Here is a 12,666-nt window from a genome sequence, read left to right as displayed (position 1 = left end):
GCAAGTTATATAAAAAGGGGTGTAAAACAATATGGAATTTAGTAAAATCTGTTTGCCAATAGCCGAGGAACTTGACAAAGTAAAAATCGAATTAAAAACTATTACTAATAATATAGGCGATAATTCAACGAGAGACATCTTTAAATATTTTTTCTCAAGTACGGGAAAATACCTGCGCCCAATATTAACCTTGCTGTCATCAAGGGCTGTAAACAACCACGTGCTGGAAAGTGTAGAACAAAAATTAATACACCTGTGTGTTGGTATTGAACTTATCCACAGTGCAAGCCTAATACATGACGATATAATCGATGGGGATTCAACAAGACGTAATCATGAAACACTGAATAGAGTTTATGGAGATAAAATAGCCTTATTGACTGGTGATGCATTATATTCCAGAGCTTTTCTTATATTTTCAGACAAACTTCCCAAAGGTTTTTCCGAAACCATGGGAATAGTTACAGAAGTCATGTCAGCATCTGAGATACTAAATGCAAGCATTTCAAATATAAATCGTGAAACATATCTAAAAATAGTTGAAGAAAAAACAGCATTTTTTATGGGAGTATGCTGTGGCCTTGGGGCTGCTTTATCTGGTGCAGATGAAAAAGAGTTCAATATGCTGTTAAATTATGGTCATAATTTAGGTGTTACATATCAAATATTGGATGACTATATTGATAAAGATCCAGTAGCCATAAAAAATATAGATATAACGGAAGCTTTCAAATTTGCATCCAATGCTAAAGATTCCATTAAAAACCTTAAGGATTCTAATTATGTTGAAAGCCTGACTAACTTGGTGGATTATGTACTGGACTTATATAAACCAACTATAGAAATTAAAAATAAATTGGAGATTAGAGTAGGATAAAACAAACTATCATTTATTATTGGAGGGGTATAAAACATGAAAAGTAAACTAATTAAAAATTCGATCATGGCGTTATTTTTTACACTTATATTATCCGCAGCTGTACTGGCTGATGGCAGTGGAACCAAAATTGAAAAAAACGTAGACGGAATAAAAATTGACTTGATATCAAGTGGTGATACAGTGAACGTCGGCAACAACACATTGACAATCAAACTCTACGATAAAAAAGGACAGCCATTGGAAAATGCAAATGTTAAAGTAACTGCTGACATGCCAAAAGACAATATGGATAATATGAATATGGATGATTCTGAACCCGAGACTGTTGACTTTAAGGAAGGACATGAAAAAGGGGAGTATACAGGGGCTCTAAATTTTTCAGATAAGGGTGATTGGACAATTAAAACAAATTTTACAGCAGAAGGCCAGGAAAAAATGGCTGACTTTGACATAAAAGTAGTTAGCTCCGGACCTAATTGGTTTGTCATAGGCGGGTTTTTAGGAGCAGTTGTCTTAATTATTATTATTGCTGGAATATTAAAAAACAAGAAAAAAGCTTCAGCAGCATAGAAAGTGAGGAAATAATTCTTATGATGGAAAATAAAAAATGTGAAGATGAAAAAAATTTCAATTCTTCATATAATACAAATAATGCAAATTTACTTAAAAACAAGACATTTAAAGAATTTATAAAAAGTAAATGGTACCCTGGTATATTCCAGTGGCCGATTTTAATAGTTTTTTCCTTTATTGTCTATGAATTACTAGTTGGACCTTCTATTGCCCACGATAACTTTGGTACAGCTGGGACATGGGTATTATGGTGGCCTATACTACCAATTATGCTATTTCTTCTTGGTAGATTCTGGTGTGCCATATGTCCTTTTGGTCTTGTTAATGATATTATTCAAAAGTTTGTTGGCAACAATCGACCAGTTCCTAAATTTTTAAGAAAATATGGAATATGGATTATAGATGCAATGTTTATAATGATAACCTGGAGCGATCATGTGTGGGGTGTTGTTGAATCACCACGTGGTTCAGGAGTTGTACTACTGCTTATTACTATTGGAGTCATTTTCTCGGGGGCATTCTTTGAACGCAGAACCTGGTGCAGATATTTATGTTTTCTTGGAGGTGTATCCAGCAATTATACAAGGGTTGGCATGATGGAATTAAGAGCAACTCCAGAAAAATGTGCCAAATGTAAAGTACTTGCCTGTTATAAGGGTGGTGAAAAGGCTGCAGGATGTCCAATGTTTGAATTTCCAAGAGTCATGGAAACCAATGCAGAATGTAATTTTTGTGGTAACTGTGTAAAAAATTGTCCCAATGATTCTATTAGAGTATATCCACGTATACCTACCAAGGAATTATGGTTTATTCGCAAGCCAAAACTTCCAGAAGCATTTCTAGCCGTTGTAATTATGGGTATTGTATTTGTCCAGAATATTACTATGCTGGCTATATGGAAAGATATCCTAAATCAGCTTGAAAATGTGCTTGGTACTACAAGTTATTACATAACCTTCACTGTAACTTTTATTATTGCTATGCTGATTCCTATTGTTTTATTATCTATAACAGGATTAATTGCGAAGAAATTTAATGGAGATTCAGTCAAACAAAACTTTACTAGATTCGGATACGCCATTATACCTTTGGATTTATCCGGACATATAGCTCATAACTTATTTCATTTGCTTGCAGAGGGTAAATCCGTAATTTTCACCTTCATGGAACTCTTTGGTGTAGAAATGCATGGATCAACTTCTATCTTAAACAATGAAACCATACAGGCACTCCAGTTTATATTAATAGGTTTGGGAGCTTTAGGGTCAATATACACCATCTACAAAATTTCAAAGCATACTTATAAGAATAGAAATGTTTTAAAAACTTCAATTGTTTATACAATCTTAATAGTATTCCTGGCAGTTGTAAATATTATATTATTTGCTCTTCCAATGGCAATGCGTATGTAACTTGAAATTTCAAGACCATATTTCACATAAACAATGAATATGGTCTTTATTTAAATGTAAAAGAGAGGTATGATATGAAAATTGAATCATCCAATGTAGAAAATATTTTTACATCTATTGCTGAAAAGTATGATATTTTAAATACAGTGCTGACTCTTAATATTGATAGTATTTGGAGAAAAAAAGCCATTGATATTTCAAATATAGAGAACAATAGCAAAGTTTTAGATTTATGTTGTGGTACCGGTAAAATGGTATACTATGAATGCAAAAAAGTTGGTAAGGATGCTGAAGTTATAGGCCTGGATTTTAATGAAGCCATGCTTGACACTGGCTATAAACATCTTAATAAAAGTATCAATGATTATAAATATAAATTGATTAAAGGTGATGTACAGGCACTTCCTTTTAGTGACCACAGCTTTGACTGTGTAACTATTGCTTTTGGATTAAGAAATATTGTAAATAAAACAAAGGCATTATCTGAAATCTACAGAGTTTTAAAACCAGGTGGAAAAGCAGTATGCCTTGAACTGTCAACTCCTCAACTACCTATATTCAAGCAGATATATGGATTGTATTTCAACAATATTCTTCCTGTTATTGGATACCTTGGAACTGGCAGTAAAAACGCTTATTCTTATCTCCGGGACTCCGTAAATAACTTTATGACAAAGCCTGAACTCAGGTATATGTTTAAAGCCACAGGCTTTTATGATGCTAACTACAAATCTTTGTCCGCAGGAATAGCATCTATACACTACGGTACAAAGCCTATGATTAAAAAATCAAATAATATAACTATAACCTAGCTCCAAAAAGAATTTAAAATTGCAACTGCCAATCCTGTACTTACAGCTATATGATATTTCAGCCCAATTTTTGCTATGGTCCCCATCGTCCTGTTTTTTGTGCATATATTTTTACTATAGGATAAAAAATCATAAATTGATTTGTATGGAAATAATAAAGTAACTGGTATCAATACAATAAGGGGATAAATATGCATTATAACTAATATATAAGTCAATATAATCAAGGAAATTACACTTATCATCCAAAGTTTTTCTGCATTTTCAATTCCAATAATTATAGGTAATGTCTTTCTTCCAACTTTTTCATCCTCTGTTAAATCACTTAAATTGTTGGACAGTAATATAGTACCAATAAACAAGGCAGTAGGAACTGCTACCAGCACTGTGTTTAGAGTGACTACATTTGACTGAATATAAATAACCGTTGTAGTTATACCGATTCCCATGGTTATTCCTGATACAATCTCACCCATAGGTGTATACGAAATTGGTAAAGGTCCGGAAGCATACAAAACTGAAATGGCACCTCCGACAACAGCAACCAACAAAATATAATAACTTGTTTGAACTGCTATAAAAATACCAATTGCTAGAGCTATAAGCTCATACACAGCTACAATAAAAAGTACCTGACGACTGGTCATCTCTCCGCTTATCAAGACTTTTTCACTGGCATTTTTCCCGTTATCTGCTCCTCGCTTAAAATCAAAATAATCGTTGATCATATTAGTGGAACTTTGGATTAGTATAATTGCAAATATTAATAAAACAAAATATAGTACATTAAATTTTTTAAAAGCATACAATGAATATATTGAACCTAAAATCACAGGAACTGTACCTGCAATAAGAGTTTTTACATCCATAAGTTTTATAACTGATTTGATACTCATATCTTATTTCTCCCCTCCATAACATTATTACAGAGACCAGCAGACAAAATAGCCTGCTGGTCTCTTTGCAGTACTCTTAAATTAATCCATGCTATCCTAATCTGAACTGTATGCCAAATCCTCCTCTTGGATAAGTCCAGTCAATATTGCCATGCCTGCATCCAATACGACATGCACCACATTCAAGACATCCTTCATAACTAACTGTCAAACGTCCATCTTTCCATTCATATACATGGGCAGGACAGACAAAAGTGCAAATCCTTTCACTACAATTCAGGCATACTTTAGAATCTTTAATAGCCAGATGTGAAATCGTGTCAACATTATAGCTATTTAAAAACAACTTGTCATCAATACTTACCTTATCTTCTTCCATTATTTCATAGCCCTCCATATCTTTAATCCGTCTCTTGCCAAACCTAATATCGATCTGCCTGAAGTCATGTACTTAATAGCCAGCTTCTGCTTTTTTGATTTAGGCATACCGTCAACTGTGAACATCTCACTCATAGCTTTATTGACTGCTGGTATATAATGATTAAAAAATTGTGGATTGTTTTCCATTGTTGTAGAAGCATTTCTATATTTCTTTAAATCCTTTATTATATAACTATTTTTTACACGGTCTTGATAGTATGAAAGTGTTTGCTCATCAAATTTTCCCAGTTCCCTGGCACGTATTATAGCTTCGGCGGCAAGACGCCCCGATGTCATTCCAAGATTTGAACCCTCACGATGAATACCATTTACAAATTGGGCAGCATCTCCCACTACTATAATGCCGTCGCCAACAAGCTTAGGTATGCTGTTATATCCACCCTCCGGAATTAAATGGGCATAATATTCACAGGACTCTCCATCTTCAATTAAAGGCCTGATAATTGGATGATGCTTTATATATTCCAATAATTCATAGGGATTCACGTTTTTATTGCACATCTGTGAAAGCAAAGCTCCACAGCCAATAGATATATGTTCTTTATTTGTATAAATAAATGCGGTACCTACCATTCCCAGTGTCCCGTCTCCAAACATTTCTATAGTTGCCCCCATACCTTTATCAAGATTGAAACGTTCTTCAATTTTTTCTGAAGGCATCTTTAATTCTTCCATGACAGCAAGAGCTACCTGATCTCTATTCCATTCATTGTGAAATCCAAGATTTTTAGCCAGGAGTGAATTTACTCCATCAGCAAGAACCACTACTTTAGCATAAATTTCACCTTCAGGCCTATCTGTCCTTACACCAACAACCTTATTATTTTCTACTATACATTCTTTTACCACAGTTTCATTAATGATCAGTGCTCCAGCTTCCTCACACTTTTTAGCAAACCAATGATCAAACTTTCCTCTGAATACTGTAAAATTATTATACGGGATTTTTCCCCATTCCATACCCCTATATCCAGTTTTAACTACAGAGTTTTTTCCCAAGATCCAGAAATTCTGCTCAATAATAGGGCGTTCCAGTGGAGCATCTTTCCAAAAATCTGGTATAATTTCCTCCATCATTTGACGATATAATACTCCACCCATAACATTTTTTGATCCAGGATGTTTCCCTTTTTCAACAACAATGACATTAAGGCCTTCTTTTGCCATTACATATGCCGATGCAAGGCCTGCAACACCTGCACCAACAACAACAGCATCAAATTTTTCAGTCAATTTTGCCTGCCCCCTTTATTCTGTTATGCAAACTATTGGCATTTATCTCATAACTATCTGATAGGACTTGTTTAAAACTTTCAATCATTTTAGGCAGCACTTCAAATAAATCTCCAGCTATACTGTATGTGGCAAGTTTCATCATCGGGCATTCTTTATCTGTATTAACTGCGACTATAGTTTCAGCTCCCTGCATTCCAATAACATGTTGAACAGCTCCAGAAATTCCTATTGCAAAATATAATTTTGGTGATACAGTCTGGCCCGTTTGTCCAACTTGATGCCTGTAATCTATCAAACCCTTATCCACAGCGCCACGACTTCCCGCCACAACTCCTCCAAGTACTCTTGCTAACTTTTCCAAAAGCATAAAACCTTCTTCATTCTGTACCCCACGTCCTCCGCAGACTATAATTTTCGCATCTTCAAGCCTCACATCTTCCGACTTTTGCCTGACTATTTCCAGCACCTTGGTTCGCAGAGAACTTTCGTCAATAGTAAATTTTTCTCTTATTATAAAACCCCTTCTATCCAATTTGGGTTCAGGCATTTTCATAACCCTCGGCCGAACTGTGGCCATTTGAGGCCTGCGATCCTTGCATACTATGGTGGCCATAATATTCCCACCAAAAGCAGGTCTGCTGGCAAGCAATATTCCTTTTTCCAAATCAATATCAAGCTTGGTACAGTCGGCTGTAAGCCCCGTTTTCATGGAAGTGGCAACTGCACCAGCCAAATCTCGTCCTGTTGTGGTAGCACCTATAAGCAATATTTCCGGTTTATACTTATCTATCAGGTAACAAAAGGCTTTACTATAGGTCTCCGCCCTGTAGAAGTGAAACACCGGATTGTCTACTAGATACACTTTATCAGCACCATATTCAAAAAGTACAGAAACTAAATTCTCTACTTTATCTCCAAATAGAACAGCAGATACTATTACATTTAATTTTGAAGCAAGTTTCTTTGACTCCCCTATCAGTTCCAGGGTGACAGAAGCAAGTTCTCCTTCCAATTGCTCTGCAAAAACCCATATGCCTTCAGTATTGTCACATGACTTGATGGGAGATTTTAAAGAAGATCTCTCTTGCAGCACTATCTTATTATTTTTTTTATTATCAGGATTGTTTAAAGCTGACACCGGGCATATGGAAATGCATTTTCCACAATCGATACATTTTTCAGCATTGACTGTTAGTTTATCTTCGCCATTCATTTCTAAAGCTCCAACAGGACAATTGGAAATACATGACTGGCAGCCTATGCAGGAATCTCCAACTATGATTGGCATTTAATTATTCCTCCTTTTAATTTATCTACAAGTATTTTTACAACTTCATCAGTACTGCCATGGAGCAATTCTCCACCAGATCTCTGGGCCGGTGGGAAAATACGTCTAACTGATGTTGGAGACCCCTTTAATCCCAATTGGTTTAAATCAGCATTAAAATCATTGATTCCCCAAATTTTTGCTCTGTAGCGTGCTGCCCTAATCATATTTGGCAGTGGAGAAAAACTTAGCTCATTGATACTTTTTTCTACTGTAATAAGACAGGGAAGCTTTGACTGCACAACTTCATATCCACTGTCAATTTTTCTGTGTACTGTAACAGTACTCTCCTTCAGATCTAAACTTTGTATCTTCTCAACATAAGTCAGCTGAGTTATACCAAGCCTGGAAGCAATGCCAGGCCCAACCTGGGCCGTATCTCCATCTATAGCCTGCTTGCCGCAAAATATTATATTTATATTTTCATTTTCCATTATTTTTTTTATACCCATTGCAAGTATATAACTCGTTGCCAATGTATCCGAACCGGCAAAGGCACGATCTGAAAGCAGATATCCTTCGTCTGCACCCATTTCAATGGATTTTTTAATCACCTCTTGTGCTTGAGGCGGTCCCATTGAGATTACAGAAATCCTGCCGCCAAATTTCCGCTTGATTCTAACAGCTTCTTCAAGTGCGTGAGCATCATATGGATTAAAAATCGTAGGTGCACTCGATCTGTCCAGAGTATTAGTCTTTGGGTCCATTTTAATTTCTGTAGTATCTGGTACTTGTTTTACACAAACTAAAGTATGCAAATTGCCGTCAACTCCTTATTGCTAATTTTAAATTTTATTATATAGATTGGCTATGAAGAAGATATGAAGTGCTTATAAAGATTTACTTATTGCTGCATTTTAAAATAAAATATAAAATAGTATATATTAGATTCATTTAGGAAAGGAAGTATTTATCGGTGAATAAGGAGCAAATCACATGTATACAAAATGTCCGTATAATCTTTGAATTTTTTCAATCCTGCCCAAAAGTCTCCAAACTGGAGGACACGGAAACAGCTGCTGAATCATTGAAAAATTGGGGTCACTTGCTGGAGCAGCGTCTTTCAAGAATTGCCTCAATGCTGGAAATTTTAAAATCAGCCCATAATGACTGGATGATCACTGCTAAGAAAGACAGAATAATTATGGAAACCGAGACTTTTGATTTCAACTATGCAGTTAAAATGTTGAAAGAGAATGGATTTAAGGATGAAGAATACATTCTGAAAGTAGAATACGGGAGAAAATGGGGAATACTTTAGTTTAATAGGTTTTCCAATTTAAAAAGAGGACATCCTGAATAAGGATATCCCCTTTTTTCAAATTTGAATTCCACCCTATAAGCTTGACCAATAAGATCCTAAAATCACCACAGAAAACAAATATCCAAGTATGACATTTACCACTGCTCCAGCTGAAAATGCAGCAAAAGGCTTCCAGCCGACAGCTGTAAGCTGTCTAAAGCGGGTAGTAAGTCCAATGGAAAGGAAACAAAAAGTGAATGCCCAGGTTCTGATCTCTTTAATTGGAGCAATTATATTGGAATTAATGGCTGCTGCAGCAGCAGGAGAAGCACTTGAAAGCAAAATAGTAAGAAATATTGAGGCTACAAAAAATCCAATTACAAATTTGGGAAATCTATGCCAGATATCAGAGGCATTGGCCTTTACACCGGTTTCTTTATTTTCCCATTTAGTAATGGAGATTATAGCGAGAATAAAGCACCAGATTCCAATAAATATATCACGACCTACAACCTTCATAAGAGTAAATGTGGTTATGGCTTTATCTCCAAAAGAACTAGCTGCCGTAACTCCTGCAGCATCTGCAAATTCAGATGTTCCAATCCATGCCCCTGCTGCCCCTGCAGGTATGCCCGTAACTTTTATAAATATGGAAAGTACAAAAATCATCACAACCGCCCAGGCCACTACTAGGGAGATGGCTACAGACACATGTTCTTTTTTCGTCTGTATGGCACTTCCTACAGCTATTGACGCTGAAACTCCACAGATGGAACCGCCAGCCCCTAAAGTGGCAGCAAATCTCTTATCCAATCCCAGCCATTTTGTACCTACAAAATAAATTATCAAAAACGTTGAAACTGCAATTAAAGTCGCCTGTAAAAATGCAACGGGACCAGCTTTTACAATTAGTGTGAAGGGAAGTGTAGCACCTAAAAGTACAATACCTACTTTTACATATAGCTCTGTTCTGAGTGCTGTTTCAAACCATCTCGGAATAGAAAGTAAATTACTGATTATAAGTCCTATGAACAAGGCAACAAGTGGTGCTTCAAGATTATATTTTTGTGCCCAGCTCCAGGAACTAAAAGAATTAATTATAACACTCAAAATAAATAAAAGTAAAAATCCTATGAAAAAGTCCTTAAACTTGTAATGTAAAAATAAATTTACAATAGAAAATAATATTAAAAATACAACAAACAGAAGTACAATGGACCAGATGTTATTTCCCAGTGCAGAGAAAAGAGCACTTATATTTGTCCATTTTGGAATTTTGGCGGTAATAAATTTTATTGAGCTTCCAGAAGACCAAAAAACAACTGCCGCCACTACCAGAATCAATCCTATCCATACTGCCCACCAGTCTTCCTTTTTGACAAGATCACTCCAGCCATTTTCCTTCGAATTGAATTTCTTCTCAGACACGTGATCAACTCCTTATTTTATATTTAAAGAGAGATTAGATCTATTTATATTAATAAAATCTAATCTCTGGCTTTTCCAGTAAATTAAAATTAAAAAACTTCCTGCGGAGAAACCACAGGAAGTCATGTCCTTTTGTCTCTCATCTTTCAGGATTTACCTGCTGGAATTAGCACCGTTGAACATAAAATTCATTCAGGTTGCCGGATATCATAGGGCCAGTCCCTCCATCACTCTTGATAAGAAGTTATTCTTTTTTCAATTTCCTATATAATAACATATTATGATTAATTTGTAAATGTTAATTTCAAACTAAGCCATAGATAATTTGTATTATTTTATTAAATATGGAACTTCTGTTAATTCTATTGCATTTTTAGGGCAAACATATGAGCAGGCATCACAATACCAACAATCATTTTTATATTTCATAAATGGCACTCCATCTTCTCCAATTCTCAAAACATCCCTTGGACAATAATTAACACACAGGCCACAGGAAACACATTTATCTGCATCAAAGTTTATCCATTGATAGTCCCTTCTATTATTTCTGCTCATCTCTATTACCTCCATTAAATTCTGGAACAATTCTTTTGGGAATATCAAATCCCTCTCTTTTAAATTTCTCCTCTATCCATGGATCTCTATCCCCATTTTTAGGAGGAACATATCCTTTTCCTATATCCACATTTAAAATTGGGTATTCATATTCTAATTTCTCTTCAAACTTCCATTTATGTTCCGGTACTTCTTTTTTAAACAGTCTCATTTCATTATTTTCCAAATCTTTTTGTATTACCACCCATTTATGTTCCCAATTAGGATCCCTTTTAGGATATGCCAAACGATAATGTCCAAGTCCCCATCTGCTTTCAGTCCTGTATAACGAAGCCTTAGCTGCCATCTCAGCACAATCCAAAATACTATTTACTTCTGTAACTTTTATCAGATCATGATAATCACTTACTTTTATTCTTTTTATATCCTCTTTTCTTATCCTGTCAACCCACCAAAGCATTTTTTCCATGAGAGGATCACTCTTAGGAGGTGTTAAATACTGACTTATTCTAGCTCTAATTTTATATTCCACATCTTCTACATTCAATCCCTCAACATTATTTAGCGGTAATTCTATTTCTTTTACAATATTATCTATATCTTCATCAATATTTTCAGCTTCATGTAATTTGGAATATTCAACTGCTTTTTCACCTGCTATACTTCCAAATACAAATGCTCCTGTAAGATATTGATGAGGTACAGCTGCACAATCTCCAGCCGCATATAGTCCAGCAACACTTGTCTCTGTATCTTTATTGACCTTTATTCCAGACATGCTATGACCACTGCATAAAGTTATTTCTTCCATATCCTGCTCTACAGAATCCCATTTCCTATAATCTTCTCCTCGTTGTTTATGAAATAATCCTCGAGTAGTTCGTTCTGTTCCCCAAAGAATTTTTTCTAATCCGATTATAGTCTCTTTAGGCAGATGATCCATTTTTAAATATACTGGACCTTTGCCTTCTAAGAATTCACGCCATACAGCCAGGAACATATCTCCGGACCAATAACCATGGGTCCAATATCTCTTACCCAGGGCATTTACTCCATATCCACCTCTTGGTATTACAACATATCCACATGCTGGTCCATTATAATCTTTCATCAATAAATTGGTTTGAAAACATTCAAGATTAACCAATTCGGCACCCGCTCGATATGCCAGAGAAAAACCCTCTCCAGTATTTCCTGGGAACTCATATGTTCCACTTAAGTATCCATCTTTAGGAAGTCCAAATTTACCTACTGCACCTGCTGTAAGTATAACTGCCGGTGTATTTACTACAAAGATCTTTCCCGTTCGAATATTAAATGCAAGCAGGCCTGAAATTTTTCCATTTGTAGTAAATAGTTTCACAGCAGGTGTAAAGTTAAATACCTTCACGCCTAACTTTTTTACCCTTTCAGCTAAACCCCTCTTTATATCTTCTCCATCCATGGCAAGATATAGGGGATGATCTACAGGATGAAGATAATTTGTCTTATAATTTCCATTTTCATCAATAGGAAATAAATCTCCAGGCTCTCTACCAGTATAATCTTCCAAATCTTTTATAACCTGAATACTTTTTTGTCCTAAAACATAGGCTGGTTCCTGATCCAAAATACCTTCTGTTACTTTCGTAAGTGCTTCAACTACATCTTCTGGAGTTGAATAGCCGGGACTTGCTACTATATTAAGTGCATCCATCCCTCTTCCTATTGCTCCAGATGTTTCAATTGGCCCCTTGTCAAATATAATTACAACCGAATCCGGATTCTTTTCTTTTGCTTTAATTGCTGCGATAGTTCCTGCACTACCACCACCTACAATGCATACATCAGCTTTTATTCTCTCAAAACTCATTACCTTAC

At 35.5% G+C, this 12,666-nt stretch carries 13 protein-coding genes and 1 riboswitch; of the genes, 5 read left to right on the top strand and 8 right to left on the bottom strand.

From position 1 onward, the window contains the following. Positions 1-31: 31 nt before the first annotated feature. The 4 genes from LKE46_RS00410 to ubiE all read left to right on the top strand — a co-directional run bounded on the left by LKE46_RS00410 (position 32) and on the right by ubiE (position 3,677). Positions 32-877: a polyprenyl synthetase family protein gene (locus LKE46_RS00410; RefSeq protein ID WP_291717397.1), complete on the top strand. Its 846-nt coding sequence runs from the start codon at positions 32-34 to the stop codon at positions 875-877. Positions 878-913: 36 nt separating this feature from the next. After that, positions 914-1,450, top strand: a complete 537-nt coding sequence (locus LKE46_RS00405) for a FixH family protein (RefSeq protein WP_291717395.1) — start codon at positions 914-916, stop codon at positions 1,448-1,450. A 20-nt stretch (positions 1,451-1,470) separates the two neighbouring features. Beyond that, positions 1,471-2,865, top strand: coding sequence for a 4Fe-4S binding protein (locus LKE46_RS00400; RefSeq protein ID WP_291717392.1), 1,395 nt, complete (start codon positions 1,471-1,473; stop codon positions 2,863-2,865). A 74-nt stretch (positions 2,866-2,939) separates the two neighbouring features. Next, positions 2,940-3,677, top strand: coding sequence for a bifunctional demethylmenaquinone methyltransferase/2-methoxy-6-polyprenyl-1,4-benzoquinol methylase UbiE (ubiE, locus tag LKE46_RS00395; RefSeq protein WP_291717390.1), 738 nt, complete (start codon positions 2,940-2,942; stop codon positions 3,675-3,677). Here the strand turns inward: ubiE and LKE46_RS00390 are convergent. The 5 genes from LKE46_RS00390 to LKE46_RS00370 form a co-directional block, all read right to left on the bottom strand. After that, positions 3,674-4,573, bottom strand: coding sequence for a prenyltransferase (locus LKE46_RS00390; RefSeq protein ID WP_291717388.1), 900 nt, complete (start codon positions 4,571-4,573; stop codon positions 3,674-3,676). The two genes, ubiE and LKE46_RS00390, sit on opposite strands and share 4 nt — an antisense overlap. A gap of 91 nt (positions 4,574-4,664) precedes the next feature. Beyond that, a complete protein-coding gene (locus LKE46_RS00385; protein WP_291717386.1) occupies positions 4,665-4,952 on the bottom strand; it encodes a ferredoxin family protein in 288 nt (95 codons plus the stop codon). Next, positions 4,952-6,247 (bottom strand): FAD-dependent oxidoreductase, encoded by a 1,296-nt coding sequence (locus LKE46_RS00380; protein ID WP_291717384.1) that lies wholly within the window; start codon positions 6,245-6,247, stop codon positions 4,952-4,954. The genes LKE46_RS00385 and LKE46_RS00380 overlap by 1 nt, the downstream gene beginning before the upstream one ends. Beyond that, positions 6,240-7,538 (bottom strand): electron transfer flavoprotein subunit alpha, encoded by a 1,299-nt coding sequence (locus tag LKE46_RS00375; RefSeq protein WP_291717383.1) that lies wholly within the window; start codon positions 7,536-7,538, stop codon positions 6,240-6,242. The genes LKE46_RS00380 and LKE46_RS00375 overlap by 8 nt, the downstream gene beginning before the upstream one ends. After that, positions 7,526-8,335, bottom strand: a complete 810-nt coding sequence (locus LKE46_RS00370; RefSeq protein ID WP_291717381.1) for an electron transfer flavoprotein subunit beta/FixA family protein — start codon at positions 8,333-8,335, stop codon at positions 7,526-7,528. The genes LKE46_RS00375 and LKE46_RS00370 overlap by 13 nt, the downstream gene beginning before the upstream one ends. A 158-nt stretch (positions 8,336-8,493) precedes the next feature. On the opposite strand from LKE46_RS00370, the gene LKE46_RS00365 reads away from it, so the two are divergent. Next, positions 8,494-8,838 carry a hypothetical protein gene (locus tag LKE46_RS00365; RefSeq protein ID WP_291717379.1) on the top strand — a complete coding sequence of 115 codons (345 nt, stop codon included), beginning with the start codon at positions 8,494-8,496 and terminating at the stop codon, positions 8,836-8,838. A gap of 75 nt (positions 8,839-8,913) precedes the next feature. Here LKE46_RS00365 and LKE46_RS00360 read toward each other — a convergent pair whose 3' ends face one another. From LKE46_RS00360 to LKE46_RS00350, 3 genes are all read right to left on the bottom strand, one after another. Beyond that, positions 8,914-10,248 carry a YeiH family protein gene (locus LKE46_RS00360; RefSeq protein WP_291717377.1) on the bottom strand — a complete coding sequence of 445 codons (1,335 nt, stop codon included), beginning with the start codon at positions 10,246-10,248 and terminating at the stop codon, positions 8,914-8,916. 136 nt (positions 10,249-10,384) lie between these two features. After that, positions 10,385-10,491, bottom strand: a riboswitch (SAM riboswitch). A gap of 87 nt (positions 10,492-10,578) precedes the next feature. After that, positions 10,579-10,806, bottom strand: a complete 228-nt coding sequence (locus LKE46_RS00355; protein WP_291717375.1) for a 4Fe-4S dicluster domain-containing protein — start codon at positions 10,804-10,806, stop codon at positions 10,579-10,581. Further along, positions 10,793-12,658 (bottom strand): fumarate reductase/succinate dehydrogenase flavoprotein subunit, encoded by a 1,866-nt coding sequence (locus tag LKE46_RS00350; protein WP_291717373.1) that lies wholly within the window; start codon positions 12,656-12,658, stop codon positions 10,793-10,795. Before LKE46_RS00350 ends, LKE46_RS00355 begins: the two co-directional genes overlap by 14 nt. Positions 12,659-12,666 lie beyond the last annotated feature (8 nt).

Origin of the sequence: Clostridium sp. (assembly GCF_022482905.1) — a bacterium.
GTDB lineage: Bacteria > Bacillota > Clostridia > Clostridiales > Clostridiaceae > Clostridium_B.
The sequence above is the reverse complement of the archived record's forward strand: the minus strand, read 5'-3'. Positions and strand labels throughout refer to the sequence as shown.

Bases quoted from the DNA above. Each gene is read 5' to 3' on its own strand.
- LKE46_RS00410 (WP_291717397.1), top strand. From the start codon at position 32: ATGGAATTTAGTAAAATCTGTTTGCCAATAGCCGAGGAACTTGACAAA.
- LKE46_RS00405 (WP_291717395.1), top strand. From the start codon at position 914: ATGAAAAGTAAACTAATTAAAAATTCGATCATGGCGTTATTTTTTACA.
- LKE46_RS00400 (WP_291717392.1), top strand. From the start codon at position 1,471: ATGATGGAAAATAAAAAATGTGAAGATGAAAAAAATTTCAATTCTTCA.
- ubiE (WP_291717390.1), top strand. From the start codon at position 2,940: ATGAAAATTGAATCATCCAATGTAGAAAATATTTTTACATCTATTGCT.
- LKE46_RS00390 (WP_291717388.1), bottom strand. From the start codon at position 4,573: ATGAGTATCAAATCAGTTATAAAACTTATGGATGTAAAAACTCTTATT.
- LKE46_RS00385 (WP_291717386.1), bottom strand. From the start codon at position 4,952: ATGGAAGAAGATAAGGTAAGTATTGATGACAAGTTGTTTTTAAATAGC.
- LKE46_RS00375 (WP_291717383.1), bottom strand. From the start codon at position 7,538: ATGCCAATCATAGTTGGAGATTCCTGCATAGGCTGCCAGTCATGTATT.
- LKE46_RS00355 (WP_291717375.1), bottom strand. From the start codon at position 10,806: ATGAGCAGAAATAATAGAAGGGACTATCAATGGATAAACTTTGATGCA.
- LKE46_RS00350 (WP_291717373.1), bottom strand. From the start codon at position 12,658: ATGAGTTTTGAGAGAATAAAAGCTGATGTATGCATTGTAGGTGGTGGT.